At 61.5% G+C, this 26,786-nt stretch carries 24 protein-coding genes; 5 read left to right on the top strand and 19 right to left on the bottom strand.

The window, feature by feature from the left end; genetic code table 11:
- Window positions 1-89: 89 nt before the first annotated feature.
- From astB to E4656_RS12670, 7 genes are all read right to left on the bottom strand, one after another.
- Window positions 90-1,427, bottom strand: a complete 1,338-nt coding sequence (astB, locus tag E4656_RS12640; protein WP_135483655.1) for an N-succinylarginine dihydrolase — start codon at window positions 1,425-1,427, stop codon at window positions 90-92.
- Window positions 1,424-2,884, bottom strand: coding sequence for a succinylglutamate-semialdehyde dehydrogenase (gene astD / locus E4656_RS12645; RefSeq protein WP_135483888.1), 1,461 nt, complete (start codon window positions 2,882-2,884; stop codon window positions 1,424-1,426). The genes astB and astD overlap by 4 nt, the downstream gene beginning before the upstream one ends.
- The gene (gene astA, locus E4656_RS12650) at window positions 2,877-3,926 is read right to left on the bottom strand and encodes an arginine N-succinyltransferase (RefSeq protein ID WP_135483656.1); all 1,050 of its coding nucleotides are present in this window, start codon (window positions 3,924-3,926) and stop codon (window positions 2,877-2,879) included. Before astA ends, astD begins: the two co-directional genes overlap by 8 nt.
- On the bottom strand, window positions 3,926-4,918 hold the full coding sequence (locus tag E4656_RS12655) for an arginine N-succinyltransferase (protein ID WP_135483657.1): 993 nt from the start codon (window positions 4,916-4,918) through the stop codon (window positions 3,926-3,928). The genes astA and E4656_RS12655 overlap by 1 nt, the downstream gene beginning before the upstream one ends.
- Before the next feature lie 20 nt (window positions 4,919-4,938).
- Entirely contained in the window at window positions 4,939-6,165 is a 1,227-nt protein-coding gene (locus tag E4656_RS12660; protein WP_135483658.1) for an aspartate aminotransferase family protein, read from the bottom strand.
- Window positions 6,166-6,293: 128 nt separating this feature from the next.
- Window positions 6,294-7,229 carry a GlxA family transcriptional regulator gene (locus E4656_RS12665; protein WP_167856053.1) on the bottom strand — a complete coding sequence of 312 codons (936 nt, stop codon included), beginning with the start codon at window positions 7,227-7,229 and terminating at the stop codon, window positions 6,294-6,296.
- Window positions 7,229-7,948, bottom strand: a complete 720-nt coding sequence (locus tag E4656_RS12670) for a glycerophosphodiester phosphodiesterase family protein (RefSeq protein ID WP_135483660.1) — start codon at window positions 7,946-7,948, stop codon at window positions 7,229-7,231. The genes E4656_RS12665 and E4656_RS12670 overlap by 1 nt, the downstream gene beginning before the upstream one ends.
- 290 nt (window positions 7,949-8,238) lie before the next feature.
- On the opposite strand from E4656_RS12670, the gene E4656_RS12675 reads away from it, so the two are divergent.
- The gene (locus E4656_RS12675) at window positions 8,239-9,288 is read left to right on the top strand and encodes a M15 family metallopeptidase (RefSeq protein WP_167856054.1); all 1,050 of its coding nucleotides are present in this window, start codon (window positions 8,239-8,241) and stop codon (window positions 9,286-9,288) included.
- A 13-nt stretch (window positions 9,289-9,301) separates the two neighbouring features.
- Here E4656_RS12675 and hisF read toward each other — a convergent pair whose 3' ends face one another.
- From hisF to hisB, 4 genes are all read right to left on the bottom strand, one after another.
- Window positions 9,302-10,063 carry an imidazole glycerol phosphate synthase subunit HisF gene (gene hisF / locus E4656_RS12680; RefSeq protein ID WP_135483662.1) on the bottom strand — a complete coding sequence of 254 codons (762 nt, stop codon included), beginning with the start codon at window positions 10,061-10,063 and terminating at the stop codon, window positions 9,302-9,304.
- A gap of 312 nt (window positions 10,064-10,375) precedes the next feature.
- Complete coding sequence (hisA, locus tag E4656_RS12685; RefSeq protein WP_135483663.1) at window positions 10,376-11,113, bottom strand: 1-(5-phosphoribosyl)-5-[(5-phosphoribosylamino)methylideneamino]imidazole-4-carboxamide isomerase; 738 nt, start codon at window positions 11,111-11,113, stop codon at window positions 10,376-10,378.
- A 37-nt stretch (window positions 11,114-11,150) separates the two neighbouring features.
- Window positions 11,151-11,795, bottom strand: coding sequence for an imidazole glycerol phosphate synthase subunit HisH (hisH, locus tag E4656_RS12690; protein ID WP_135483664.1), 645 nt, complete (start codon window positions 11,793-11,795; stop codon window positions 11,151-11,153).
- A gap of 3 nt (window positions 11,796-11,798) precedes the next feature.
- Complete coding sequence (gene hisB / locus E4656_RS12695; protein WP_135483665.1) at window positions 11,799-12,389, bottom strand: imidazoleglycerol-phosphate dehydratase HisB; 591 nt, start codon at window positions 12,387-12,389, stop codon at window positions 11,799-11,801.
- Window positions 12,390-12,508: 119 nt separating this feature from the next.
- Here hisB and E4656_RS12700 point away from each other — a divergent pair, with 119 nt between their 5' ends.
- The 4 genes from E4656_RS12700 to E4656_RS12715 all read left to right on the top strand — a co-directional run bounded on the left by E4656_RS12700 (window position 12,509) and on the right by E4656_RS12715 (window position 16,138).
- Window positions 12,509-12,943: an acetyl-CoA sensor PanZ family protein gene (locus tag E4656_RS12700; RefSeq protein WP_135483666.1), complete on the top strand. Its 435-nt coding sequence runs from the start codon at window positions 12,509-12,511 to the stop codon at window positions 12,941-12,943.
- Window positions 12,944-13,244: 301 nt separating this feature from the next.
- Window positions 13,245-14,321, top strand: a complete 1,077-nt coding sequence (glnL, locus tag E4656_RS12705; protein WP_240753985.1) for a nitrogen regulation protein NR(II) — start codon at window positions 13,245-13,247, stop codon at window positions 14,319-14,321.
- On the top strand, window positions 14,318-15,736 hold the full coding sequence (ntrC, locus tag E4656_RS12710) for a nitrogen regulation protein NR(I) (protein ID WP_135483668.1): 1,419 nt from the start codon (window positions 14,318-14,320) through the stop codon (window positions 15,734-15,736). Before glnL ends, ntrC begins: the two co-directional genes overlap by 4 nt.
- Window positions 15,737-15,805: 69 nt before the next feature.
- On the top strand, window positions 15,806-16,138 hold the full coding sequence (locus tag E4656_RS12715; RefSeq protein ID WP_135483669.1) for a hypothetical protein: 333 nt from the start codon (window positions 15,806-15,808) through the stop codon (window positions 16,136-16,138).
- A 378-nt stretch (window positions 16,139-16,516) separates the two neighbouring features.
- Here the strand turns inward: E4656_RS12715 and E4656_RS12720 are convergent, their stop codons facing one another.
- The 8 genes from E4656_RS12720 to lhgO all read right to left on the bottom strand — a co-directional run bounded on the left by E4656_RS12720 (window position 16,517) and on the right by lhgO (window position 26,529).
- Window positions 16,517-19,834, bottom strand: a complete 3,318-nt coding sequence (locus E4656_RS12720; protein ID WP_135483670.1) for a DUF6701 domain-containing protein — start codon at window positions 19,832-19,834, stop codon at window positions 16,517-16,519.
- 368 nt (window positions 19,835-20,202) lie between these two features.
- On the bottom strand, window positions 20,203-20,634 hold the full coding sequence (locus E4656_RS12725; protein ID WP_135483671.1) for a hypothetical protein: 432 nt from the start codon (window positions 20,632-20,634) through the stop codon (window positions 20,203-20,205).
- Complete coding sequence (locus E4656_RS12730; protein WP_135483672.1) at window positions 20,631-21,452, bottom strand: prepilin-type N-terminal cleavage/methylation domain-containing protein; 822 nt, start codon at window positions 21,450-21,452, stop codon at window positions 20,631-20,633. Before E4656_RS12730 ends, E4656_RS12725 begins: the two co-directional genes overlap by 4 nt.
- A complete protein-coding gene (locus E4656_RS12735; protein WP_135483673.1) occupies window positions 21,449-22,009 on the bottom strand; it encodes a type IV pilus modification PilV family protein in 561 nt (186 codons plus the stop codon). The genes E4656_RS12730 and E4656_RS12735 overlap by 4 nt, the downstream gene beginning before the upstream one ends.
- Window positions 22,000-22,515 (bottom strand): pilus assembly FimT family protein, encoded by a 516-nt coding sequence (locus E4656_RS12740; protein ID WP_167856055.1) that lies wholly within the window; start codon window positions 22,513-22,515, stop codon window positions 22,000-22,002. Before E4656_RS12740 ends, E4656_RS12735 begins: the two co-directional genes overlap by 10 nt.
- A gap of 86 nt (window positions 22,516-22,601) precedes the next feature.
- Window positions 22,602-24,527, bottom strand: a complete 1,926-nt coding sequence (locus E4656_RS12745) for a sensor domain-containing diguanylate cyclase (RefSeq protein ID WP_135483675.1) — start codon at window positions 24,525-24,527, stop codon at window positions 22,602-22,604.
- 173 nt (window positions 24,528-24,700) lie between these two features.
- A complete protein-coding gene (gene gloA / locus E4656_RS12750; protein ID WP_135483676.1) occupies window positions 24,701-25,258 on the bottom strand; it encodes a lactoylglutathione lyase in 558 nt (185 codons plus the stop codon).
- Between the two features lie 80 nt (window positions 25,259-25,338).
- Window positions 25,339-26,529, bottom strand: a complete 1,191-nt coding sequence (lhgO, locus tag E4656_RS12755; protein WP_135483677.1) for an L-2-hydroxyglutarate oxidase — start codon at window positions 26,527-26,529, stop codon at window positions 25,339-25,341.
- Window positions 26,530-26,786 lie beyond the last annotated feature (257 nt).

Consider the following 26,786-nt stretch of genomic DNA (forward strand, 5'->3'; position numbering starts at 1 on the left):
CGTCTACCGTCTACCGTCTACCGTCTACCGTCTACCGTCTACCGTCTACCGTCTACCGTCTACCGTCTACCGTCTACTGTCGACTTATTTCAAAGCTGAAAGTCGTAAATCGACCCCAGCTTGAGAATCTGCGTCAGTTCATCCAGCGCGGTGCGGGATTCGATCAGCAGCTGCGGGTCGGCGAGGTCGGCCTGGGACAGTTCGTCCCGGTAGTGCTTTTCCACCCAGCCGCGCAGTGTCCGGACCAGCTCGGGCGTGATCAGGCAGTGCTCCACGGCCTTCTGTTCCGCTTCGCTGAGGACCACACGCAGGCGCAGGCAGGCGGGGCCGCCGCCGTTGCGCATGCTCTGCTTGAGATCCATCACCCTGATCTGGGTAATCGGGTTGGCAGAATCCTCTGTCAGTTCGTTGAGCAGGGCCCATACCCGGGGTGAGTCCTCACACTCTTTCGGTACTACCAATGCCATTTCGGTGTCGCTCAGCGAAATCAGCTGGCTGTTGAACAGATAGCTGGTGACCGCTTCCTCGACCGGCAACTGGTCGGTGCGGATACAGACCGGTATCAGGTCGGCACCCTGTAGCTTGGTACCCAGCTCAGCCAGCACCGCATCCGTATTGAGAAAGGCCTGCTCGTGATAGAGCAGCACATTGCGGTTGCCGACGGCGATGACGTCATTGTGGAACACGCCCTGATCGATGACCGCCGGGTTCTGCTGGGCCAGCACCACATGCCCGGCGGTCAGGCCATGCCGGCGGGCGATGGCGGCACTGGCCTCCAGAGTCTGCCGTGCCGGGTAGCGCTGCGGCCTGGGTGCCGCCGGATTGAAGGCTGCCCGGCCATAGACATAGAGTTCGACGCCGGGCTGATCATAGCCGGCGCAGAAACGGGTATGGTTGGCCGCACCCTCGTCACCGAAATGCGGGTTGGCCGGCAGGGCGTCATGCACCTGGAAGTGCTTCGGATCATGGAAAATGGCCCGCAGCGCCCGGGTGGTGCCGGGGTGCTCGATGGAACGATGGAACTTGGCATTCAGGTTGGCCGTGGTCAGGTGCACCCGGCCGTCGGCGGTGTCCACACTGCTGGATACGGTCGCCGCATTGGCGGTCCACATGGCGGACGCAGAGCACACCGCCGACAGCAGTACCGGGGCCTCGGTGGCCGCTCGCTGCAGCACCTCGGCATCACTGCCGCTGAAGCCCAGCGCCCGCAGACTGGGCATATGCGGGCGTTCATGCGGCGGCAGCAGGCCCTGTATCAGACCCATGCCGGCCACGGCTTCCATCTTGTCCAGTCCCTGCAGGGCGGCCTTCTTCGGGCTCGCCGCCAGGTGCTGATGGCGCTCGGAGGCAATATTGCCGTAGGACAGGCCGGCATAGTTGTGTGTGGGCCCGACCAGGCCGTCAAAGTTCACTTCTGCGGCAGTCATAGCGTCATTCCCGGTGGCAGTTGCGCCGGCCGTTGCAGTTGCGTCTGTTCCAGCGAGGCCACCGGATAGGCGCAATAGTCGGCCGCATACCAGGCACTGGGTCGGTAGTTGCCGCTCAGGCCGGTGCCCCCGAACGGCATGGCGGAACTGGCGCCGGTGATGGGCTGATTCCAGTTGACAATGCCGGCGCGAATATCGGTGATGAAGGCCTCGTATTCGTCGGCATTGTTGCTGAGCAGCCCGGCCGAGAGCCCGAAACGGGTCTGGTTGGCCAGTTCAATGGCTTCTTCGAAGCGGGTGTAGCGGCGCACGCTGAGCAGCGGCCCGAAGAACTCTTCATCGGCGACCTCGATGCCACTGAGGTCGACAATACCCGGGCTGAGCAGAGTGGGCGCGGCACCGGCCTGCAGCTTGAGCAGGGCCTTGCCGCCCTGATCCAGCCAACCCTGCTGGGCCTGTTGCAGACGCTGGGCCGTAGCGGCATTGATGACCGAACCCATGAAGGGCTGCGGGTCGGAGTCCCAGGCGCCGACCTGCAACCGCCCGGCAGCGGCGACCAACTGGTCCAGCCATTCGTCGCCGGCGGCGCCACTGGGCACCAGGAGGCGGCGGGCACAGGTGCAGCGCTGACCGGCACTGACAAAGGCCGATTGCAGGGTGGCCCAGATGGCGGCCTCGCTGTCGACATCAGAGCCGATGATCAGCGGGTTGTTGCCGCCCATTTCCAGGGCCAGGATCTTCTGCGGCTGGCTGCGGATGGCAGCCTGGATGGCAATGCCTGTCTGTGGTGAGCCGGTAAACAGAATGCCATTGACGGCCGGGTGCGTGGACAAGGCCTCGCCGGTGGCGCGCGCGCCCTGCACCAGGTTGATGACCCCGGGTGGCAGGCCAGCTTCCTGCCACAGGCGCACCGTCATTTCGGCCGTGGCCGGCGTCTGTTCCGACGGTTTGAACACCACGGTATTGCCGGCAATCAGCGCCGGTACGATATGCCCGTTGGGCAGATGGCCGGGAAAGTTGTAGGGTCCGAACACTGCCATGACGCCATGCGGGCGATGGCGCAGAATGCGCTGGCCGCCCTCCAGCAGGGTGGCATGCTCGCCGGTACGCTCATGGTAGGCCTTGACCGACAGTTCGATCTTGCCCTGCATGGCACCGATTTCGGTACGGCTTTCCCAGATCGGTTTGCCGGTTTCACGGGCGATCAGGGTGGCCAGGGCCTCGCTGTGTTCGCCCAGCAGGGCACGAAAGCGCTCCAGCACGGCCAGACGGTCGGCGAGCGGTGTGCGCTTCCAGCTGCGGAAAGCCTGGTTGGCGGCCTGGACGGCCTGATCCACGGTATCGAGCGCGGCTTCCTGGCCGGTCCAGACCAGATCATTGTCAACCGGGTTGCGGGACTCGAATGTTGCCCCCTGGCTGCTTTGCCAGTGGCCATCAATAAAGTGGGTATCAGCCATCATGTGGCTCCTGTGGTTTCAGGTTCATGACCCGGACCGGGTCGCCGGCACTGATCTGCAGCGCGTCGGCTTCTTCCGGGGTAAGTTCGATGCGGGGGCCGTCGCGGTGCACTCTGGCCACACTGATGGCCCGGAAACCGGAAAAGCGCTCGTTGCCCAGCAACCATTCGGGACGCGGCGCTTCCAGACTGGCCCGGCGCTCGACGATATGGGCGTGCAGGCGCTCACTGCGACGCACCCCGCCAATGCGGTGCAGTTCGGCCTGTACTGCCGGGCCGGCATCAAAGATGTCGACAAAGCCGTTCTTGCGAAAACCCTCGGCCTCCAGCATCGACAGGGCAGGCTGGGTGTGCGGGTGCACCTGGCCGATGGTGGCCTGGGCCTCGGGCGGCAGCATGGGCACATAGATGGGGAACTTGGGCATCAGCTCGGCAATGAAGACCTTGTCCCCCGAGCCGGTCAGAAAGTCGGCATCGGAGAATTCCATATTGAAAAACTGGCGCCCCAGGCCTTCCCAGAAGGGTGAATGACCATCGGCATCCGAGTAGCCACGCATTTCGGCGATGACACGCTCGCTGAACAGTTCCGGAAAGGCGGCCAGGAACAGGTAGCGCACCTTGGACAACACGGAGCCATTGCGATGACGCCGATTGGGCTCGCGCAGATACAGCGAACCGAGTTCGGTGGCGCCGGTCAGGTCATTGCTGAGAAACAGTGTCAGGGTGCGCCGATACAGTCCCAGCGCCTTGGAAGCCTGAATCACCTCACCCATGCGGTAGTTGTACCAGACTTCATCGCGGCCGATACGGGCCTCGATGCCGCACAGTCCGACCGGCGGGCCGTCCGGGGTTTCCTGCAGCACAAAGAGATAGTGGGCTTCTTCCGGTGACAGCTTCTGCTGGAAGGATGCCACGGCGCGATTGAGCTTGCGTTCCATCAGTTCCGGGTTGTCCGGCAGGCTGGTGACGCCGACGCCGGATTCGCGCGCCATATCGACCAGAGTATCCAGGTCCTGTGCGGCAATAGGGCGGATAATGGCCATCAGTGAGTCTCCAGCGGCAGCACCAGGCCGGGTCGGGTGTCGGTCAGATCGGTGTCGGTGATCAGGCTGTCCGCCTGCAGGTCGCCCTGCACCAGGCGGCAGACAAAATCACTGCCGGTGCCCTGGGCGAGCAACAGCGGGGTGCTCCGGGTCGGCTGACCCTGCTGTACAGAGGTTACCGAACACAGACTCTGCAGGCTGGCCAGATCATCGACGCGGCCCCGATAGGTGGGCCCGGCATCAAAGGGGTCGACAAAGCGGGTCTTGTACAGGCCTTCGTGCTCCAGCCAGCGTACGGTGCGCTCCGCGCCGGGGTGGTGGCGGGCAATGGCCTGCTGGGCCGCTGCGGACAGCAGCGTCTGATAGATGGGGTAGGGTGGCAGCAGTTCGGCAATGACAGTCTTGCCGTGCAGTGCGCACTGATGGTCGGCGGTAATGAAGTCGAGGCCGAAAAACAGCTCGCCGACATTCTTCCAGAACTCGCTCTGGCCCTCGTTGTCCCAGATGCCCTGAATCTCCACCACCAGCTCGTCTGCAAAGGCATGGCGGTGGGAGGCGATATAGAGCAGGCGCGAGCGGCTCAGCAGCTCGAAGGCCTGGGAGTCACGCAGCGACGGTGTCAGCGAGAAGGAGCAGAGGCTGGTCAGGCCGGTCAGTTCATGCGACAGATAGAGCACAGACTGGCGCTGGTTGATACCCAGATGACGCGAGGCATGCACCAGCTCGTCGATGCGGTAGCTGTAGAACGGCTCGTCGCCACCGGCATAGGGTTGAATGCCGGCGACGCCAAGCAGGCTGTCCTCGTGGTCGCGCAGGCCGAACAGCAGCGTGGCTTCACCATCCAGGCCGGCAAAGCCCTGCTCGGCCGCTGCGATGCGCTCTGCCAGTTGATCACGCACGGCCGGCAGGGTGCTCAGGCGCAACGGGTTGGCATGCAGCAATGCTTCCAGCGCCCCGAGATCCGCCGCTGTCAGCGGTTTGATGTGCCACATGGTGTTGTCTCCGTAGTGGCTCAGGCCGCTTCCGTCTCGGCCTTCACCTGCTCGATGGCACGCCCCAGCAGGTCCAGTGCAGCCGCTATGTCTGCTTCGGTGACCAGCAGTGAGGGCGCCATGCGCAGCACGCTGGGTCCTGCGACCAGGATCATCAGGCCTTCCTTGAGCGCGGCCTGCAGAAACAGCTTGGCCTTGCCTTCCCAGGCCGGGGTCAGCTCTGCCCCCAGCAGCAGGCCCATGCCGCGAATCTCGCTGAAAACGCCATGGCGGCTGTTGATGGCTTCCAGGCCAGCTTTCAGCTGCTGGTGGCGGGCGGTCACATTGGCCCGCACTTCATCACGGGTGACGACTTCCAGCACCTTGGAGGCAACGCGACAGGCCAGCGGGTTGCCGCCGTAGGTGGAACCATGCGTGCCCACAATCAGGGCCTGGGCCGCATCGTCTGTAGTCAGCATGGCGCCGATGGGAAAGCCGCCGCCCAGGGACTTGGCCGTGGTCAGGATATCCGGCGTCACGCCATAGTGCATATAGGCATAGAGCTCGCCACAGCGACCCACGCCGGTCTGCACTTCGTCGAAGATCAGCAGCGCATTGTGCTGGTCGCACAGGCGTCGGGCTGCCTCCAGGTAGGCCCGGTCGGCCGGCCGGACACCGCCTTCGCCCTGCACGGGCTCCAGCATGACGGCACAGGTGCGGTCACTGATGGCAGCTTCCAGCGCCGCGATGTCGTTGTAGGACACATGGGTGATGCCCTGAGGGGCGGGCCGGAAGCCTTCGGTGTATTTCTCCTGCCCGCCAACGGTCACGGTGAACAGGGTCCGACCGTGAAAGGAGCCGCGAGTGGAAATGATCTCGTGCTTGGCTTCACCCACATCGGCCCAGGCCTTGCGCCGGGCCAGCTTCAGGGCGGCCTCATTGGCTTCGGCACCGGAGTTGCAGAAATAGACCTTGTCGGCAAAGGTCAGGTCGCACAGGGTCTGTGCCAGACGCAGGGCCGGTTCGTTGGTGTAGACATTGGACAGATGCCACAGCTCGTCAGCCTGGGCTTTCAGTTCTGCCACCAGCTCCGGATGGCAATGGCCCAGGGAATTGACGGCAATGCCGCCGGCCAGGTCGATGTATTCGCGCCCATGCTGGTCCCAGAGTCGTGCGCCGCGGCCACGCACCGGAATAACGTCTACCGGTGCGTAATTGGGGGTCATGACCTGATCGAAAACGGACCGGTCCGGATGCTGCTGCGACATAGTGCTTCACCTTGCTGTCAGTATCTGCCCATGGGGCAGGCGGGAATTCATGGATTGAAATCAGTGTACCGTCGGCCCGCAAGCAGGGTGTTTCTGAATGCGACCTTCGATTCTACAAATGCGCCGCTTCAGCGTGAGGGGCGCTGGCGGGCGGCAGAAGGGGACTGGCCGAAGGCCTTGCGGTAGCAGGTGGCGAAGTGCGCAGGGCTGGAAAAACCGGTAGTGACGGCTATTTCGGCAATCGACAGGTGGGTGTTCAGCAGCATGTGCCGTGCCTGCTCCAGCCGAATCTGCAGGTAGTAGCGCGCCGGGGAAGAGTTGAAGTACTCCTTGTACCAGCGTTCCAGCTGGCGTCTGGATACACCGACCAGAGACGCCACTTCATCGGCACTCAGGGGTTCCTGAATATTGCTGTGCATCAGGCTGTTGGCTTCGCGCAGGCTGTCGGGCAGATGCCGGGAGGCGGTGAAGGGAGCGCGCTCGGTCGGTGTGCGCTCGGCCAGCAGATAGCTGTCGACCTGGTTGGCCAGGGCAGCGCTGAAACAGTGGGTCACCCAGGCCAGCCCCAGGTCGCGCGCAGCGCTGTTGCTCAGGCAGGTAAAGCGGTCGCGGTCTGCACAGACCACGCGGGCACAGCGCCGGACGCGCCCCAGCCAGGGCAGGTATTCGTCCTCCGGTGTGTTGAGCGTGGCCTCGTGCCCATCCAGCAGACCGGTGGCTGCCAGCCAGAGGCTGCCATGGGCTATGCCGGCCCAGCAGGCATAGCGGCTGCCGGTAGCCAGCAGGTGATACAGCGGATGCTGGGGGTCGGGCAACCGCGCCGGACCGCCAATGACAAACCAGTGCCGTATGCGTTCCGGCAGGGCTGGCGGCAGGTCCGCCGCTGGCCAGGGGTAGGGCCAGTCGTCGGCCTGGGTGCCCGGAGCGGCGAACACGGACATCTTCAGGTCAGGTGTTTCCAGTTCCTGCAGGGCGCGGAAAACGTCCAGCAGGGCACCCAGACTGCCTACCGAGAACCCCGGGGCCAGCAACAGGCCCACTTCCGTCGGCGTGGCGGTGCTCATCAGGGCGCGGATCCCGGGCTCAGGATGTCGGTGAAGATGCCGTCGCAACCCCATTGTTTCAGCGCTCTGGCGCGGGCTGGCTCATTCACGGTGTAGGCCCGTGCGGTCAGGCCCTGAGCCTTGATACGGCTGATGTCTTCGGCCTTGAGGTAGTCGTTGTCCAGATGCACTGCGCTGGCACCGGTGAGGTCGGCCAGTTGTTCATGGGCCCGGGTCAGTGGCCCTTCCACCAATACGGCCCTGGGCAGTTCGGGGCAATGCTGCTGACACCAACTGACCAGGCGCGGGTCGAAGGAGGACATCAGCAAGGCCAGGCCCTGCGCCCGCGCCCTTGCCAGTTGCTCGGTCAGACGCAGTGAGCGGGGCCCGGTCAAATGGCCGTTGAGTTCCGGCTTGAGTTCGATATTGATACAGTCAAACTGCCGGCTCAGCTGGTCCAGCGCGGCATCCAGCGTAAGCAGGCGCTCGCCGTGGAATGACGGGCCATACCAACTGCCCATATCCAGCGTCTGCAGGGTAGTCCAGGGCTGCTGGCTGACAAGAACCTGATGGCCGAAACGGTTCAGGTCGTCGTCATGGCACACCACGGGTACATCGTCGGCAGTAAACAGAACATCCAGTTCAACATTGCGAAAGCCCAGCGAGGCTGCCTCGTTGAAAGCCGCTGCCGTATTCTCCGGTGCGGCGCCGGAGAGACCACGATGTGCGATGAACTCCATATATCCTCTTCAGACTGATACCAAACGGCCGATGTGGTCAGGTGGAGCAGGCAGTATACGCTTTAGCCTGATTTGTGACGAGATTCGTTGACACGAATTGAAAAATTGGCGGCGTAAAATGGTAAAATTGGCTAGTCTATGCATGGGTCTGTCCGAAAATCCTGATAGCACGGTTTTGTCTTTCAATGGAATCAGTAGTAAAGTGTTACAACATAACATCTTTGGGAGCGTAGTAGCCGGTGTGTGAAGGAAACGGAATCAAGCGCAGAACCTTTTTGGAGGGGATGTTCGTGACTGGCGCTGCCGTGGCCAGTGGCTCCTATCTGTGGCAGCACCGCCATGGTGCTCATGCTGCCCCCCTGAGTGTGGACCAGGAACTGGCTCAGATGCCCGAACGTCACATGACGCGCGAAGAGGTTGCGCATCGTGTGCACCTGGAAATCGCCCGGGATGAAGCCGGCATATCGCTGGAGGAGCTCATGCGCTCCACCAAGCCTGACATGAATCTGGAGCATCTGGAGCGGCTTGCCGACGAGTTGCGCCATCAGCAGCGCATCGACCAGCATCAGGAAGCTGTGGCGCGGGCGGCAGAAGACGCCTATACCGGCGCCGAAGACGAACTGGATGAACGTTACCTGGCGCGCATTCGGGACCCGGATGCCGATCACCCGGAAGATATCATCCTGACCGGTGAAGAGTGGGACACCCTGCTGGCCACGGCCCGTCGCATTGAAGCCGTGCGCGAGTATGTCGGCTTCGGCAATTTCAATATCCTGGCCTGGGATGACATGCTGGCTTTCGCTCGCAATGCCTCCGAGATTGGCGGCTTTCAGGCTCGGGAGCTGGAATTCATGGAAGGGCTCTTCCATGCTGATGCCCGTGATCTCGGCTTCTATGGTGACCGGACTGGCACCGACATTACAACCCGTATCATTCGGGAAGAGGTGGTGAAGGTGCCGCGCTCCGGGCATTTTCTGCGCCGAGGCGAGTCGCTTGATCTGTTCAACCGGCTGACCACTGATATCGGTGACAGCCTGATTCTCACTTCGGGCGTGCGCAGCATTCCCAAGCAGTTCGACCTCTTTCTGGCCCGGGCCATCCGTACCGAAGGTAATCTCTCGCGGGCCTCCCGGTCGCTGGCGCCACCGGGGTACTCCTATCATGCCATCGGCGACTTTGATGTCGGCAAGTATGGGCTGGGGCTGGGCAATTTCTCCGAAGAGTTCGCGCAGACGAATGTGTTCAAGGAGCTGCAGGGCCTGGGTTATACCAATATCCGCTATACTGTCGACAACCGCTTCGGCGTGCGTTTCGAGCCCTGGCATATCCGGGTGGCATAACGCCCCCGGGAATCTACAGCCGCATTTCGATACCGCGGTTCTGCATGTGCTGCTTGGCTTGCGGCACCGTAAACTCTCCGAAGTGAAAAATACTCGCCGCCAGCACGGCATCGGCGTGTCCCTGCAGCACCCCTTCCGCCAGATGTTCCAGCGTGCCGACGCCGCCGGAGGCGATCACGGGTATGGTTACCGCATCGGCCACGGCCCGGGTCAGGGCCAGATCAAAACCGGTCTTGACGCCGTCGCGGTCCATGCTGGTCAGCAGGATTTCACCCGCCCCGCGGTCTTCCATGTCACGCGCCCATTGCACGGCATCAATGCCGGTCGGCTTGCGTCCGCCGTGGGTGAAGATCTCCCACTGCTCCGGACCGGTCTGTTTGGCATCGATGGCCACCACGATGCACTGGGCGCCAAAGCGCTCTGAAGCTTCGCTGACAAAGGCCGGGTTGCGGACCGCCGCCGAATTGATGGACACCTTGTCGGCGCCCGCATTGAGCATGGTGCGGATGTCTTCGCAGGTGCGAATGCCGCCCCCTGTGGTGAGGGGAATGAATACCTGGCCGGCAATGGCACGCACGGTGTCGACCATGGTTTCACGGCCTTCATGGGTGGCGGTGATGTCGAGCATGGTGATCTCGTCGGCGCCCTGTTCGTTGTAGCGCTTGGCCACTTCCACCGGGTCGCCGGCATCGCGGATGCCGACGAAGTTGACGCCTTTCACGACGCGGCCCTTGTCTACATCCAGACAGGGAATAATGCGTTTTGCCAGTGCCATGGTGCTTAGCCTCTGTTTCGAGTGGTCTTGCCTTCGGTTGGTATTTCCGTGCCGGCAGGGGCTGGCTGTTCAGACTCGCCGTAAATACATCCCTGTAGGCTCGGATGCGGGGTCCCTCCCGCATACGGTCTGACCAGTCAGCCTCTGCCGGCACTCAGTGCCTCAACAACGCTGTCAGGTGTGGTGCCACCTGATCTGTCGGTGGCGCGAGGGTGGATATGGCCTGCAGCCGAGCCTACAGGGACATATCCACGGCGTGTCCTTCTCAGGTCATATCCGCCCTCAGGCGACCCGGACCCGGAACATAAAGGCCTATTGAGCCCTGCTGTCCAGATAGTCCTGTGCTGTTTTCAAATCCAGCGTGTCCTCGTAGATGGCGCGCCCGGTAATGGCTCCCATCACGCCCTGATCACGGGTTTCGGCCAGGCGTTCTACATCATCCATGTTGGTGACGCCGCCGGAGGCGATCACCGGAATATTGCCGGCCGCTGCCACAGCAATGGTGGCCTCCCAGTTGACGCCCTGCAGCATACCGTCGCGGCTGATATCGGTGTAGACAATGGCGCTGACGCCATCGTCGGCAAACTGCCGGGCCAGGTCGGTGGCCAGCACGGTGGATACATCGGCCCAGCCTTCGGTGGCCACCCGACCGTCACGCGCATCCAGGCCCACGATGATGTGACCGGGGAAGGCGTCGCAGGCCTGGCGTACAAAGGCCGGGTCGCGCACCGCCTGGGTGCCGATGATGCAGTAAGTCACACCGGCCTGCAGATAGAACTCTATGGTGTCGAGCGAGCGAATGCCGCCGCCGATCTGGATTGGGATGTCGCTGTGTTCGCGAGCAATGGCCCGCACCGCATCGCCATTGACCGGCTCGCCGGCAAAGGCGCCGTTCAGGTCCACCAGGTGCAGGCGGCGGCCGCCCTGCGCGCGCCAGTGGGTGGCCATGGCCAGCGGATCGTCACCGTACACGGTGGACTCTTCCATGCGCCCCTGACGCAACCGCACGCACTGGCCATCCTTGAGGTCGATGGCGGGAATAATGAGCATAGTGGTCTCCAGAATTCGTTGCCGGCGCTGTTCGCTGTCAGCGGCGGCCGTCCCATTGGGCAAAGTTGCGATACAGTTGCAGGCCGGCGTCGGCACTCTTTTCCGGGTGGAACTGGGTGGCAAACACGCTGTCGCGGGCTATGGCCGCGGCAAAGGGGACCTGATAAGTACAGAGCCCCGCCACCTGCTCGGCAGGTTCGGGGCGCGCATAGTAGCTGTGCACAAAATAGAAGCGACTGCCGTTGTCGATGCCGTGCCACAGCGGATGGTCCAGCGTCTGCTCGACCTGGTTCCAGCCCATGTGCGGTACCTTGCAGGGGGCGCCGTTGGCATCGATCAGACCGCTCTCGAAACGCTGTACCTGGCCCGGGAACAGACCCAGCGCATCCACACCGCCGTTTTCCGTGCTGTGCTCCAGCAGGGCCTGCATGCCGACGCAGACGCCCAGAAAGGGGCGGTCCCGGCTGACTTCGTGCACCAACTCGGCGACGCCGGCTTCCTGCATGGCGCGGATGCAGTCGCGCATGGCCCCGACGCCGGGGAGTACCACACGTTCTGCATCGGCTATGCGGGCCCGGTCACCGGTGATGATGATGGTCTGTTCGGGGGCCACATGCTCCAGTGCCTTGGCCACGGAGTGCAGGTTGCCCATGCCGTAATCGATAACTGCAATGGTGCTCATGGATCAGAGTACACCCTTGGTCGAAGGCGTGCTGTCGGCACTGCGAGGGTCGATGGTGACCGCCATGCGCAGGGCGCGACCAAAGGCCTTGAACACCGTCTCGATCTGGTGGTGGCTGTTCTTGCCCTTGAGGTTGTCGATGTGCAGCGTCACCCAGGCGTGGTTCACGAAGCCCTGGAAGAACTCCTGGAACAGGTCCACATCGAAACCCCCGACACTGGCGCGGGTAAAGGGAATGTCGTATGCCAGGCCCGGGCGGCCGGAAAAGTCGATCACCACCCGTGACAGTGCTTCGTCCAGCGGTACATAGGCATGGCCATAGCGCGTGATGCCCTTCTTGTCACCGATGGCCTTGGCAATGGCCTGGCCGAAGGTGATACCCACATCCTCGGCACTGTGGTGGTCGTCAATATGGGTGTCACCCTGGCATTCCACGGCCAGATCAATAAGACCATGACGGGCAATCTGATCCAGCATGTGGTCCATGAACGGCATGCCGGAGTTGAGCTCGGCCTTGCCGGTGCCATCAAGATCGAGGTTGATCCTGACCTGGGTTTCGGAGGTGATCCGCTCCACCTGGGCGGTACGTGGCATAATGGGGAGACTCCCTGACAGAGAATGCGCTAAACTCGAAGCAGCCATTATAACCCAGTCCACTGCTCGGGCTAAAGCACAGCCTGCCCAGTGTTGGAAACAGTTTACAGGAGACCACCATGCCCGTAACCGTCAAGAAGCTGGATATCAAGGATCCGGCTCAGCGATCGGACCTGGAAAAGATCTACGAAGACAGCCCCGGCTGGATGCGCCGCAACCTGGACACAGAAGAGTTTATCCGCACCTGGGTCGAGCCCTGCGAGCAGATCTGGGGTGGCTGGTTCAATGACCGCATCATCGGTGCCGTGGGCATTCGCAAGACCGATGACGGGCAGCAGTTGATCGGGCTCTGTGTGCGTCAGGTCACGCGTCGCCGTGGTGTCGCCTTCGAGATGGTGGAGCAGATCATGAAGTCGCTCGAGGGTCCCCTGTTTATTGAGACCCGTCAGCAACCCTCCACCGACATCCTCTTTGACAAGCTCGGCTTCACCAAGCAGGAACTCACGCGTGAAGACGGCGGAATCACCTGGGTCCGCTGGGAGAAACAGCTCTAGTTCTCCGCCGTGCACCAGTTTGGCCCGTCCCCCGGGCCAGCCTTTCTCCCCAAAAACGCCCTTCTGGAACTGTGTCGCCCCATCCCGCACCGTGATTTCTGCCGAATGTTTCATTATGGTGCAGAAAGACAGGTGTCTCTGCCGGTTATGCACTATAGTGGTGCATATTGACCAAGGCTTTGGCCGGCGGAGCCGGTTCCGCTGGTGTTGCGGTCTGGCTTGATTTTTGCGATGCGAGTTACCAGAGCCAGCAGGGCGTCAAACCATGGCCCCGTCCGCCCGGCATGAGGAGGAACCCGGATTGAGCGTCAACCTGTTTCGTTGGATCGTGGATCACCAGGCAACTGCCCTGGTGCTGCTCAATGGACAGCTGAATATCGAGTACATGAACTCCTCCGCCGAAGCGCTGTTTGCACGCAGTGGCAACCAGCTCCAGGGTCAGAGCTGGCGGCAGCTGTTTACCCCGGACAACGGGCTGGCCGAGCTGCTGGAACGGGTGCTGGTGGAAGGTGTGCCGACGACCCAGCGTTCGGAGCGGCTAACCCTGGCGGCCGACGGCAGCCGGATTACCGTTGATATCACGCTGACGCCCCTGCATGACGATGGGCCGCCCTATGTACTGGTGGAATTCCTGTCCATGGACCGGATTCTGAAAATCAGCCGCGAGGAAGCCTCTCTGGCCAAGCAGGAAGCGGCACGGGTTCTGGTTCGCGGGCTGGCGCATGAGGTGAAGAACCCGCTGGGCGGTATTCGCGGAGCGGCACAATTGCTGCAGATCGAACTGGGCGACGAGCGGTTCGATGAGTACACAGGCGTCATCATTGGCGAGGCTGATCGGCTGCGCAACCTGGTAGACCGAATCCTGGGTTCGAACCGGCTGCCGAAGTGGGCGCCCACCAACATCCATGAAGTGGTCGAGCGGGTGTTGAAACTGATGCAGGCCGAGGCCGGGCCCACGATCACCTTCGAACGCGACTATGACCCCAGTCTGCCGGAAATGGCGGCTGACCGTGAGCAGTTGATCCAGGCCGTGCTCAATATTGTCCGTAACGGTATGGAGGCACTGCAGTCACAGGAGGATGACAACCCGGACAAGCGTATGCGTATCACTACCCGCGCCATCCGCCAGTTCACCATTGGCAAGCACCGGCATCGACTGGTGGCGCAGGTGCGCATTGAAGACAATGGGCCCGGCATCGACCGGGAACTGATGGAAAACATGTTTTATCCCATGGTCAGTGGCCGGGCACAGGGGTCAGGTCTGGGGCTTTCCATTGCCCAGCAGGTGATCACCCATCACGCCGGCGTAATTGACTGTGAAAGTGAACCGGGACGAACCCGGTTCACCCTGTATTTGCCAATAGGAGCACAGGAATGACCTCAACCGAATCAGTCTGGGTGGTGGACGATGACAGGTCCATCCGCTGGGTCGTTGAAAAGGCACTGGAGAAGCAGGGGTGGCAGTGCGAGTCCTTTGCCAATGGCGAGAGCATGCTGCGCCAACTGGAACGGGAGCATCCAACTGTTATTCTGAGTGATGTGCGCATGGAGGGCATGGATGGCCTGGAACTGATGCAGGCGATTCACAGCCGGCACCCGGAACTGCCGGTCATCATTATGACTGCACACTCGGACCTCGACAGTGCGGTGGCCTCTTTTCAGGGCGGCGCCTTCGAGTACCTGCCCAAGCCGTTCGACATCCCCGAAGCGGTGGAACTGATCCGACGCGCCGTCGAGCACGCCCAGGAGCAGCGAACCGAGCAGACGGCGAGCGCCCCGCGCGAAACGCAGGAGATCATTGGTGAAGCGCCGGCCATGCAGGAAGTGTTTCGGGCCATTGGGCGCCTGTCGCACTCCAACATCACGGTGCTGATCAATGGTGAATCCGGTACCGGCAAGGAACTGGTGGCACAGGCCCTGCATCGCCACAGCCCGCGCCGTGAGCATCGTTTCATTGCATTGAATATGGCGGCCATACCGCGTGACCTGATCGAGTCGGAACTGTTCGGACACGAGAAGGGCGCCTTCACCGGCGCCTCCGGTCAGCGTTCCGGCCGCTTCGAACAGGCCAATGGCGGCACCCTGTTCCTGGACGAGATCGGGGACATGCCGGCCGAGACCCAGACCCGGCTGCTGCGCGTGCTGGCTGACGGCGAATTTTACCGGGTCGGCGGCCATACCGCCATCAAGGTGGATGTGCGCATCATTGCCGCCACGCACCAGAACCTGGAGCATCTGGTCCGTGAAGGCCGGTTCCGGGAGGACCTGTTCCACCGCCTCAATGTCATCCGGATCCACATCCCCCGCCTGTCGGACCGGCGCGAGGATATCCCCCGCCTGCTGGAGTTCTTTCTGGCCAAGGCCGCCGACGAGCTCGATGTCGAGGCCAAAACCCTGCGCAAGGACACGGTGGATTTTCTCTGCTCCCTGCCGTGGCCCGGTAATGTGCGCCAACTGGAAAACACCTGCCGCTGGATCACGGTGATGGCCTCCGGACGGGAAGTGTTCATCAACGACCTGCCGCCCGAGCTGATCAGCGAGGAACAGGCCGAGCAGGCCAGCAGCCACTGGGTGGATGGCCTCAAGCAATGGGCCGACCGGGAACTGACGCAGGGGCACCAGAGTATTCTGGATACGGCAGTCCCCATGTTCGAGCGCACCATGATCGAGGTCGCCCTGAAACACACGGCGGGGCGGCGGCGGGATGCGGCCTTGTTGCTGGGCTGGGGGCGCAATACCCTGACCCGCAAGATCAAGGAACTGGACATGAACGAGGCCGGTGACGAGGACTGATTTGTCAGGCTGGACTGCGGCGGCCATAATGGCCTGATTCACAGTCCAGCCAACCAGGTACAGTTACCAGTGAATATTGTCCAGCCTCCAGCCTACTGCAAGCCCGACCTGGTCAGCACGTCACACCGTGCCATTACCGTCTGGTACCCGGGCGGGCGCAGCATGGAGCAACTGGATTTGGCCCGGCTGCGCGAGGTGCAGATCATCAGCCAGACCGGCCACTTTCTGTGGCAGCTGTTGGGCGAAGACCTGCAGGTGCTGCTGATCCCGTTCGGTACCGAGGGCGAAGGCGACATGCGGCGGGAACTGCAGGTCCTGCCCGGTTTCGAAACCGACCTGCTGTTCGCCTGGCTGGACGGCCGCAACGAAGCCGAACCCCCACTGCTGCTCTGGCGCCCCTGATACCCGTGGGAGCGCACCCCGTGTGCGATGCGGTACCGTTACCCCGCCCGACTCCCGCCTCGATCGGTGTCACCACTGTAGGCTGCGGCCCTTGGCCGCGCATGGCTGTGCAGCCTCCATCACTCGTTCTGCCACTATACCGTCGCCATGCCGGGCACATGCCTGTGAGACACGCAAAAACTCTTATCAGGCCCATCCCTGGCCGCAAACGGTCTCACAGCGCATGTACCCGGCAGGTGACTCTAACTATGCTTCCACTGTAGGCTGCGGCCCTTGGCCGCGCATGGCGATGCAGACTCCATAACTCGTTCTGCCACTATATCGTCGCCATGCACGAGCACCCGGCCGGCGACGTTAAGGGAAGGGAGTCCCGTCGAATCACCGCCCCTGCTGCAGCATGAACAGCATGGGCGGCCGGCCTTCATAGGTACCGAAGGAGGCGATGGCGCGGGGACCCACCAGCTCTCCGGATTCTCCTGGTTCAAGATTCCCATCCTGTCCGTAAGGCCAGGGGTACTGAAGATATGGCGGCACATCGGTCCCCTGTATTCGGGCCCGCAGTGGTTGCGAATTGCTGTAATCAATGGCGAGGTCGGCTTCCCCGACACTGAATGGATCAGGCAGTGTGATCGAGATGTCGTCAATGTCGTCGTCATTGCCATCCCGGGCTGTGAACTGATTGGCTGCCAGATCGGGCAGAACCCCCTCCGCTTCCCCGTGTACATCAAAACGATCATTGCGCCAGATCTCGACGGCCACAGGCAGCCTCAGTGTGCGATCAACAGGCCCCTGTGCCGATCGAAGGGTGAGTCTCCCGTATACCAGTTCTATACCCGAGTTTATGTTCTCTGTCAGGCCAATGCAGGTGCCGTCACCGTTTCTTAGACACACTCCGTCGGAATCCTTGAACGCATCTTCTTCGTACGTGAATTGCAGAGCTATGGGATCTGGCCACTGATCATCGTCCGGCAGTGTATCCACCTTGGAGAGAGTCAATTCCTGGTTGGCATCAATCAGCAACTCCCTCTGCCAGTCCTGAAGCAGATCAGAATCCATGCTGGCTTCAAAAGGAGATATAACAAGCGGTCCGCCAGCGCTCATGTCTTCATGCCGGGCAAGCGAGAGCAAGGCGTCTGGGTCTGAGATGGTATCGGGGAGTTTGTTGAAATCGCCTGTGTAGTTTTCTGTGATACTACCACTCAGAGGTTCACTGCTGTCTGGTCTTGCGGAGTAAGGTGTCAGTACAACGGATGGTGGCGCTCCCCAGCCGAACGTCTGTCCCTGAAATATATAGTCTCCGCTCGAGTTTGGAGAACTGAGGCTGGCGCCTTGCCAGTCGACGAAAAATTCATAGGGTATAAACCGCCCCACTGGCTCGGAGGTGGCGGAGTCTGTTGGCCCGTTGTTCTGACCCAGATAGGAATCCAGATCTGCGCTCAGTTCGACAATGCCGACTTCCGGCCACAGCAAGGGCACTGATGCAGTGCCGTCCTCGAAGTCACTGGCAGACAATGTGGTCTGGCCGCCAAGGTCGGGCTCATTGCCGCCGTCGTCAGGGTCCGGCAGCAGCAGCTCTGCTGTCAGACTTGCAGCGAAACCAGGGCTACCCTCGCGGCCAAAGTTGCGGGTGATCTGGCCCTGTGCATTATGCGCCTCGACGGTGGCAATGAACTCGGCACCGGCGTAGGCAAAGGGGCTGCCCGTGGGACCTGCGGCCTCCGGATTGTCGACGGTGTCACTGTCAGCCGGATCCGTGCCCGGGTGGCAGTCACCGGCTTCATTCACCTCACAGTAGATGTCGGCAAACAGGAATCGGTGGGGCCAGAAAGTCAGCTCCCGGTCACCGATCAGCTCCAGCGTCAGGGTTTCCGCCTCCACATCGATGGTCAGGCCTGCTTCCAGTTCGAGTCGGCCGGCGTCGTCATACTGGACGGTAAAGGCTTCAGTGCTTAGGCCGTCATTGTCAAAGCTGACATCGAAAGTAGGGGTCGCCGGAGAGCTGGCAGAACCGGTCTCTACCGGTGTGCCGTTGATCTGCAGGCTCCGAGGGTTACCCGGGTAGGGTGTATCCGGATTGACTGTGGTTGCCGACCAGAGCACTTGCTGTGTCTCGCCACTCAGCGCCGGGCCACAGGCACCGGTTTCATTGTCGGTTTCAATGGCTTGCAGGCGGAACAGGCCATCATACTCCTGGCCGGCGGTTAGTGTCGTCATTTCCTGATCAATACCGGTCAGTACAAGCGCTGTATCTACAAACTCCAGGGTGCAGTCGGTGCCGCCATTGCATCTTACCTGGCCCTCTTCAGGGGTAGGGGAAATAGGTGTGACACCCAGGGTGGTGGTTCCGGCTTCGGTAAGGGCGAGTCTGCGCGCAGTGTTTTCGGTAAAGGTGATATCTGCACCTCCAGTCCACTGCCCGCCGTTGCTGCTGGTGGCGGTAAGGTTGACCTCGCCGGTATACAAGGTCCCACAGTCGCTGGTTGCGCAGGCGCGGAAGGTAACTTCTGCAGCCCGGCAGGTCAGGGCAGGGGATGAGAATGAGAGCTCGATGTACTCCAGTGACTCCTCCGGCAAAGGATCATCGGTTTCCCAGTAGAATCTGACTTGTCCGTTGGCTCCGGAGCCAGGCAATGCATCCTGGCAGCCGGGTTCATTGTTACAGATCAGGCCGCCGCCACCGCCACCGCCCGGCAGCTGACCGATCATTGCTGCAGAGTCAGATGTGGCGCCGTCGCCACCTGCGCCGCCGCCGGTAGGTCCAGTTCCCCCCTGCTCAAGTGCCGCATCATTGCCAGCACTGTTGATGCCGGCTGCTGAGCCGCCGCCGCCCCCGTAGTCTGCGCCATCTGCGCCATCGCCACCGCTGAAACGGTCGACTCCAATCGAGTCCTCACGCTGCCCTCCGGCACCGCCCGTTGCACCTGCACCGTCGCTCCCCCCGACACCTCGCAATATGAGCGTGGATTGACCGCTGCGTCTCAGCCAACTGGCGCGCTCGCCCGCTGGCCCGTCCGGATCGCCAACAAAATATTCGAAGGTTTCACCGGGAGTTGTGGAAAGATGACGTCGAGACATGGCGCCACCGCCACCACCCCCTCCGCCCAGGGCATTTGCTCCTGCTTGTTCTGTGCCTTCAGCACCGTGACCACCTGCGCCCCAGGCTTCAACAGTGATGCTGGTGACGCCGTCAGGCACCACAAAGGTACCTGCTCCCGGTTCAACCGACAGCTCTTCATCCGTGTCGGCGCATGGCCCTACATTCACGTTCTGGTCACAGGTGCTGCCCACAACGGTGCCGTTGTTGTTCAGGGTAGGAGCGTTGACATAGCCGGTGATGGTACCGTTGTTGTTGACGCTGCCGCTGGCATTCACATTGCCGTTGATGACAGTGTTGTTGCTGAGATTGATGTTGTTCCCCTCAACATTTCCGTTGATCTCCGAGTTCTCTCCTACATTGATGTTGTTGGCGCCCAGGTCTCCGTTGATCTGAACATTGTTGCCAATATTGGCATCGCCCTCTACGGTCACCAAGCCAGCGATCACAGCGTTGTTGCCCAGGTTCAGGTTACCGCCAATGGTGATTCCGCCGTCAATTGTTGCGTTGTTGGTCGTGTTCACGGAACCATCGACACTCAGGTTGGCGTTGATAACGGCATTGTTGCCCGGGTTAACATTGCCGCCCACATTGATGAACATGTTACTGGATGAAGAGTTTATATTGACCTCAAGTCCATTCCCGAACGTGAAATCGCCAGCGATGTTGAGAACAGTGGGTTCGGCTGTGCTGGTCAATATGAAGGCGTCATTGTTGCCCAGAATGAGGTTGCCGGGACAATCGACAGTGTATCCGGTGACTGTGCAGTTTCCGTTGGCAAAAGCGGAGTTGTTGCTGGTGGTGTCCACATTGGGGAAAAAGTAATCTGCCGCGAACACCTTTGAGGTCAGTATCAGTAACAGGCTGAATACAAGTAATCTGCCGGGTCGGAGACAATAGCTGGCTCCGGGAAGATATGCCGAGGCGCTCTGTAGTCGGAGGCCCGCTGTTCTCACAGACTGGTTGTTGCTCATGGCGTCACCTCCACCACTGACGTCAGGCGTTGCCAGACATATTCCCCATCTGCAGGCGTCAGGCCCTGGCTCTGAACAGTGGCGGTGACGACCCATAGCGCCGGTGCCGTGCTGATGGGGGTGCATTCAACCGTTAGCTGCAGGCCGGGGAAGCTGGCTGAGTTCATGTTGGTTATGTCGGGGCAGGTTGCATCGTCCAGCAACCGGTATGCGGTTAACTCGAGTCCTGATTGGCCGAACATGGCCGCCCGCGTTTTCTGCAGGGCCTGATCCTGGGCGGCGGAGGTATCCACTGTCAGTTGGCTGATGGCGACGGCGGCTCCGGCCAGGACCACGATCAGAAAGATCACCATGGGCAGCACAAAGCCTCGCTGACGGTGCAGTCGTCGGCAGGGCTGGTGATGGCGCTTGGGCTGCGGTTGGGTCATGGCGCATTCACCAGTTGAAAGATACGCACCAGGCGGACCTGCTCGCCGTCCCGGGCCAGGGTGATATCGACCAGCAGGCCGGGCGCGGAGTAGGTGCTGCCGATAATGGGTTCGAAGCTGCAGCTTGCAATATCGTTGGACACCAGGCGGTCGCCGGAGGGGGTAAAGCTTTGTGCACGATTGAGCACACCATCCGTCTCGTCGCAGTTCCAGTCGACTCGTCCCTGAGTGAGGTAGAGCCGGCGGAACAGGGCACCTTCACCATCAGGGTCGAAGGTATGGTTCTCGGCCAGGGTGAGGGTGGCCGGAGTCCCGGTTGTGCAGTCGGTGTTGTCGATGTCCGCTACAGGACCGCTGACTGGGCTTTCGTCCTCGTTGGGCCAGTTGTCCCAGGCATCGAGGGCGGAGCCCGTTTGGGCCGGAAAAATCACCGCATGCAGCGGCATCTGACTGTTCAGACAGCCGTAGACCGTGATCTCGCTGTTGGCGGTGCTCGGATTGAAACTGTCTGAGTAACGCCCGGCTGGCAGGGCGCTTTCGGGGTCGCCGGGTGCCCGGCGTGCCAGCAGTAACAGGCTCAGATCATTGCCGGCGTTGTCGGGTACGACCGAGTTGGGCACGGCATTGTACAGGTCCTGCTCCAGCCGCTGCATGATGGACTGTGCTTCCTGTACCAGGGTGGCGCGTCGACTGCTGTCGGAGTAGGCAACGAACTGGTTGGCCACAATAGGTGCGACCACGGCGGCAATAATGCCCGTGATGACGATGACGACGATCAGCTCGATCAAGGTAAAGCCGCGTGGGTGCTGATTGGTCATGAGCAGCCCTCCCACAGGCTGCTGCGATAGCTGACCAGACGGGTATCGGCGCCCGCAGGCGCCGAGGCAATGACCTCCACGCGCAGCATGCAGTCCGGGGCGAGCCCGTCAAAGGGTGCCGAGAAGGGCTCGTCAGCATTGCTGGTAACTGTCACGCGCACATTGTAGCCGGAGAGACCAACCACAGGGTCGCCATCGGGGGCGGTCAGGCCCCCTTCATGCTGGGTCGCGTTGTAGTCGGCATAGGCACAGACATGGTCGAGGTCTGCCACTCGGCTGGACAGTGAATTCAGGTCCGTGCCCGGGCAGGGGTTAGCGCCGGCGTTCTCATCAAAGCGCGGGTCTTCGCTCGGGGCATAGAAGGGTTTGCTGCTCACCTCGTCCATGAACGATTGCGCCAGGGCCAGGCCTTGGGCGCGCAACATGGGGTCTACGTTAAGCACTGTGGTGCGACCCAGAGCCGTCAGGATGCCCACAGCTGCAATTCCCAAAACGACGATGGCGATAATCAGCTCGATCAGGGTGACGCCCTGGTGTCTAAGCCGTCTTACTCCCATCGAACGTACCCCGTGGTGTCATCCACCCTGATCATCCGCCCGGACGGCAGATGATTGTACACCCGGCTGCCGGTGCCGGGTGCCGTGAGGTCAACGGCATTGTCATAGAACAGCGCTTCTCCGCGCGGGCTGAACACGATCCGAAAGCTGGTGGAGCCATTGTCCTGCAGGTCGGCAATGCGCGTGGCATTGATGAAGCCGAGAGGTGTACTCAATGATTTGTCTGCCAGCGGCTCGGAGCAGTCGCTACTGTTCTCTATGAACGCTGCCAGCTCGTCGCCGGAAAAATCGGCCAGCACATAGCATTGCGAAGCCAGCGCATGGGCGCGCAGTCGATTCAGGCTGGATACCACCTGGCGCACATCAAACTGACTCTGGAACAGGGTGACATTGGGCAGGCGGGGAATGGCCACTGCTGCCAGTATGCTCAGCAGTATGATGACGGTGATCAGCTCGATCAGTGTAAAGCCAGTCTGTGACCGCTCAGAAGTCTGCAACTGCTGCATGGTACTGTTACTTGTGATGATTAACCCGAGCATAGCCCGGTGCAGTGACCGGCTGCAACCGGCATTCATGCCGCCGCGGGGCAGGGTTACTGGCCTGCCAGTTCGGTCTGCTCCTGATCTTGATGCTTCTGGCTGTACATGGACTGGTCGGCCACGCGCACCAGGGTATCGACATCAGTGCCGTCCCGAGGGCAACTGGCGATGCCGACGCTGGCGGACAGACAGGCTGTGTGCGGGCCCAGGTTATAGTCCTGACCCAACGCCTCACTGATCTTGTCGACCAGGCCTTGCGCTGTCTCGGGGCCGCATTCCAGGGCGATAACGGCAAATTCATCGCCGGCCAGGCGGGCGACCGTATCCGACTCTCTGACCACTTCGCGCAACCGGGCGGCAATCTGGCGCAGCAGTTCGTCCCCGGCGTGATGACCCAGAGAGTCATTGACCGCCTTGAAGCCATCCATATCCAGATAGAGCAGGCTGGCCGGTCGTTCATAGCGCAGGCTGCTGGTGATGGCCTGGCGCAGTCGGTCGTAGAAGAGAACGCGATTGGGCAGGCTGGTCAGGCTGTCGTGAGTGGCCTGCCATTGCAGTTTTTTCTGCGCCGTCTTGCGGGCTGTGATGTTCAGCACGATCAGCAGTACCTCGTCGGGTCCCAGTGGGGTGCTGCGGACTTCGAAATACTGCTCTTCTTCATTATCGTTGAGCGCCCTGTGTTCGAACGTCTGCATCTTGTCGGTATCCAGCGTCAGACGCACATACTCGAGCACTTTCCGGGCCAGGGAGCGGGGCAGCACGGCGCTGATATGACGCCCCATAAAGCGGTCGGTCGGCAGCGGCAGTTCATTGCCTTCACCCGGCTCGAAGTCCAGCACCTTGCCTCTGGCGGAGACAGTCACCAGGGTGTCCGGCAGGGCACTGACTATGGCCTGGTTGCGCTGATAGCTGGCAGCCAGGGCCCGTTCGCCCCGATGCAGCTGACTGACAGCCTGACGGCGGCGCCAGGCCAGCCAGCCGAGTGCTATGACCAGAGCCGTGCCAATCAGGGCGATCAGGGCATAGCGGTGTTGCTGCTCACGGACAAAAGCGGCCACATCCTGCTTGACCGGTGCTCTGTCCTCGCCGACAAACACCTGCAGCCCCCAGTCGGGCAGGGTGGTGTAAGCCACCTGACGGTTGATCCCATCGGGCGCCGGGTTTTCAATCAACAAGCCCGCCTCGCCAAGAGGCAGGTTGGGCCTCTCCAGCAGCGACATACGGGTACCGGGAACCACCGGCGTAAAGGGGCTGGTCATCATGATTTCGCCGCTGGAATGCACCACAACCGAGCGCACATGCTCATTGGCCGTGACATCGCCCAGCCCGCCAGCCAGAGTGGGCAGATCCAGCGCAGCAACGATCACGCCCATCAGTTCCTCTTCCGGCCCCAAAACCGGGCGACTGATGGCGACAAAGGGTGTTTCATTCTGGATGCGGGCCACCATGGGCAGAGAAATATAATGCGTATCACCGCCCGCCAAATGAGTGCGGAAATAATCCCGGTCATAGACGTTGGGGGTGTTGGGGTTGCCGTGGGTCCAGGCAATGATGTCACCCTGCAGATCGAAGTAGAGCAGCTCGGTAATATGCGGGGCTGGTTCATTCTGAGCGTGCAGCAGGGTGGTCAGTCGCTCGCGGTCCTGATCAAAGTCGGTTACAAACTGGCGCACCGAACGCAGTGTCTGGTCGGCATGTTCGAGGTGGCTGGTCAACAGCTCACTCTGCAGGCGGGCCAGCAACTCGGTGCGCTGCTCGATCTGGCTGTGGGCGAAGTCCCGGTACTGTTGAGTACTGTTGAGATAAGACCAGGTGAGATAACCAATGCCGCCCAGCCAGGCGAGAAACAGCATGGCTATGGCAGAACCGGGAGAGCGCTGCAGCGCCGCCGGATGCAGGGCCAACACGCGCGATTTCGGTGGGCTCGAGGCCTGCCGCTTGTCCTTGTTGCCCCTGCTCTGGCCCGAATTGGCTGACATCTTTACTCGGATCCGGCCTGAAAAACGACCAGTGTAAGACACTGTAAAGCAGTTTTCACGTCCTGATGGTGAATTATTGCCCGCTACGTCGCCAAACAGCGGTGGATTCTGTTATTGGTTGGAGAATGGCCATCACCGGAAGTGGTGGCCAGCCAGCGGCCTGCTACTTCGCGTCAATTGGCGAGATGCTGTTTCAGGCCGGCGGGGAGGCGCCCAGGTTCAAAGATCTCGATCCAGTAGCCATCAGGGTCCTTGATAAAGGCAATGTCATTCATCTTGCCGTCCTGCGGACGCTTGACGAAGGGCACGCCGAGCTCTTCGAAGCGGTGGCAGGCGGCATCCAGTTCCGGCACGGCAAAGCCGATGTGGCCGAATCCCTTGGGCTCGTTATTGCCATTGTGATAGGCCACATCAGGGTCGTTTTCGGTGCCCCAGTTGTGGGTCAGTTCCAGCAGGGCGGGGCGACTGAAAGTCTGTACCAGGCGTTGGTCAGCATTGTCCGACCATTGTTTCAGGTCCTTGCTGTCGATGGCCGCGAGGAAAAACAGGGTGAACTGCATGTCCGGAAAGTCCAGTTTGCGCACCAGCGTCATGCCCATGACGCGGGTGTAGAAGTCCAGTGTGCGTTCCGGGTCCTTGATGCGCAGCATGGTCTGGTTGAAGACAAAGCCCTCGGTGGCCGGGTCGCGGTTTTCGTTCAGGCCGGGGGTGGATTCAAAGTGGCGACTCATGATGGATTAAACTCCTGATTACACAACAACAGTGCCAAGACTAGCCATGGACGTGAGCGGCTGCAAATCGGCCCGGGGCATCACTCGAGGGCCTTGACCTGGTCGACAATGTGGGCCCCGATGGGAATGGCCGAGGTGGCTGCCGGCGAGGGTGCGTTGCACACATTGACGGTGCGCTTTGTGTTCATGAACAGAAAGTCATCCACCAGTCGACCATCGCTGGACACCGCCTGCGCTCGTACCCCGGCCGGGTAGGGCTGCAGGTCTGCCAGCGTCAGCCCGGGGCAGTATTTCTGTACTTCCTGCAGATAGCCCGGCTTGTAGAGGGAGTTTTTCAGTTCCCACAGGCCGGGTTTGAGATTGTCTTTCAATACTCTGAGTACACCTGGGTTGGTCAGCATGGCGGCGGTATCGCGTAGCGACAGGTCGGTCTTGCGGTAGCCTTCGCGCTTCCAGGCCAGCACGGCATTGGGGCCGACGGTGACGGAGCCGTCGATCATGCGGGTCAGGTGCACGCCCAGAAACGGCATGGCCGGGTCGGGAATGGGGTAGATCAGGTGATTGACGATGCGGTTGTGCTGCGGCGCCAGTCGATAGTACTCACCGCGGAAGGGCACGATGGTGAAGTCGGGGTTCAAACCCAGCATGCGCACCAGCCGGTCCGACATCAGCCCGGAACAGCTGACCATGCGTCGGGCCTGAAAGTCGCCCTGGTCAGTTTTGACGACGACCGCATCAGGACGCTCTTCCAGTCCGAGTACCTGGGTGTTCAGGCTGATTTCACCGCCAGCATCGGTAAACACACGGCCCATGGCTTCGGTAACCTGCGCATAGTCCACAATGCCGGAGGAGGGCACGAAGATGCCGCCGAGGCCGGTGATGTTGGGTTCCCGTTCCCGCAGCTCCTGCTGACTGACCCAGTGGCGTTCCACGCCGTTGCTGGCGGTGCGCTCCCAGAGGGCCTGCATGCGCTGCATTTCCAGTTCGCTGGTGGCGACCAGCAGCTTGCCGCATTCGTCATAGGGGATGCTGTGCTGTGCGCAGAAGGCCTTGGTGGCCTGGTTGCCTTCGAGGCAGAAGCGCGCCTTGAGGCTGCCGGGGGCGTAGTAGACGCCGGCATGGATGACGCCGCTGTTGTGGCCGGTCTGGTGCCGGGCGGGGGCGCTTTCCTTTTCGACCAGCAGCATGCGCTGGTTCGGGAAGGTCTGTTTGAGCTGCATGGCGGTCGACATGCCGAGGATGCCGCCGCCGATGATGATGACATCGTACACTGTTGGGACTCGCTGGGCTTGGTGGTCGGAATTGCCGCACCTTTCCGGGTTGTCGGACCGCCGCCAGGGTCCGGTTGGTGCCTGACAGGAAACCCCATCAGAGCCCCAAAGCACAGCCAAACCTCCGATTGTAGTGAGGGACGCAAGTCCCGACAGGGACGAAGGCCCGTATGAAGGACGCCTGCGTCGCCCCATCGCGACTCGCGTCGCTCGCTACAACAGAGTCCCTGACAGCTCGGTTGCGGCGAGTATCAGGT

It is taken from the genome of Natronospirillum operosum, assembly GCF_004768465.1.
Classification (GTDB): Bacteria; Pseudomonadota; Gammaproteobacteria; order Pseudomonadales; family Natronospirillaceae; genus Natronospirillum; species Natronospirillum operosum.

What these genes read in the sequence shown, in the direction of transcription:
- E4656_RS12745 (WP_135483675.1), bottom strand. Translation starts at nt 24,527, where the DNA reads ATGTCAGCCAATTCGGGCCAGAGCAGGGGCAACAAGGACAAGCGGCAG.
- E4656_RS12735 (WP_135483673.1), bottom strand. Translation starts at nt 22,009, where the DNA reads ATGGGAGTAAGACGGCTTAGACACCAGGGCGTCACCCTGATCGAGCTG.
- E4656_RS12655 (WP_135483657.1), bottom strand. Translation starts at nt 4,918, where the DNA reads ATGTGGCACATCAAACCGCTGACAGCGGCGGATCTCGGGGCGCTGGAA.
- hisF (WP_135483662.1), bottom strand. Translation starts at nt 10,063, where the DNA reads ATGGCACTGGCAAAACGCATTATTCCCTGTCTGGATGTAGACAAGGGC.
- E4656_RS12730 (WP_135483672.1), bottom strand. Translation starts at nt 21,452, where the DNA reads ATGACCAATCAGCACCCACGCGGCTTTACCTTGATCGAGCTGATCGTC.
- E4656_RS12725 (WP_135483671.1), bottom strand. Translation starts at nt 20,634, where the DNA reads ATGACCCAACCGCAGCCCAAGCGCCATCACCAGCCCTGCCGACGACTG.
- E4656_RS12670 (WP_135483660.1), bottom strand. Translation starts at nt 7,948, where the DNA reads ATGGAGTTCATCGCACATCGTGGTCTCTCCGGCGCCGCACCGGAGAAT.
- astD (WP_135483888.1), bottom strand. Translation starts at nt 2,884, where the DNA reads ATGGCTGATACCCACTTTATTGATGGCCACTGGCAAAGCAGCCAGGGG.
- E4656_RS12740 (WP_167856055.1), bottom strand. Translation starts at nt 22,515, where the DNA reads ATGCAGCAGTTGCAGACTTCTGAGCGGTCACAGACTGGCTTTACACTG.
- E4656_RS12660 (WP_135483658.1), bottom strand. Translation starts at nt 6,165, where the DNA reads ATGTCGCAGCAGCATCCGGACCGGTCCGTTTTCGATCAGGTCATGACC.
- astB (WP_135483655.1), bottom strand. Translation starts at nt 1,427, where the DNA reads ATGACTGCCGCAGAAGTGAACTTTGACGGCCTGGTCGGGCCCACACAC.
- astA (WP_135483656.1), bottom strand. Translation starts at nt 3,926, where the DNA reads ATGGCCATTATCCGCCCTATTGCCGCACAGGACCTGGATACTCTGGTC.
- hisB (WP_135483665.1), bottom strand. Translation starts at nt 12,389, where the DNA reads ATGCCACGTACCGCCCAGGTGGAGCGGATCACCTCCGAAACCCAGGTC.
- E4656_RS12720 (WP_135483670.1), bottom strand. Translation starts at nt 19,834, where the DNA reads ATGTTCATCAATGTGGGCGGCAATGTTAACCCGGGCAACAATGCCGTT.
- gloA (WP_135483676.1), bottom strand. Translation starts at nt 25,258, where the DNA reads ATGAGTCGCCACTTTGAATCCACCCCCGGCCTGAACGAAAACCGCGAC.
- E4656_RS12700 (WP_135483666.1), top strand. Translation starts at nt 12,509, where the DNA reads ATGCCCGTAACCGTCAAGAAGCTGGATATCAAGGATCCGGCTCAGCGA.
- E4656_RS12665 (WP_167856053.1), bottom strand. Translation starts at nt 7,229, where the DNA reads ATGAGCACCGCCACGCCGACGGAAGTGGGCCTGTTGCTGGCCCCGGGG.
- hisH (WP_135483664.1), bottom strand. Translation starts at nt 11,795, where the DNA reads ATGAGCACCATTGCAGTTATCGATTACGGCATGGGCAACCTGCACTCC.
- hisA (WP_135483663.1), bottom strand. Translation starts at nt 11,113, where the DNA reads ATGCTCATTATTCCCGCCATCGACCTCAAGGATGGCCAGTGCGTGCGG.
- ntrC (WP_135483668.1), top strand. Translation starts at nt 14,318, where the DNA reads ATGACCTCAACCGAATCAGTCTGGGTGGTGGACGATGACAGGTCCATC.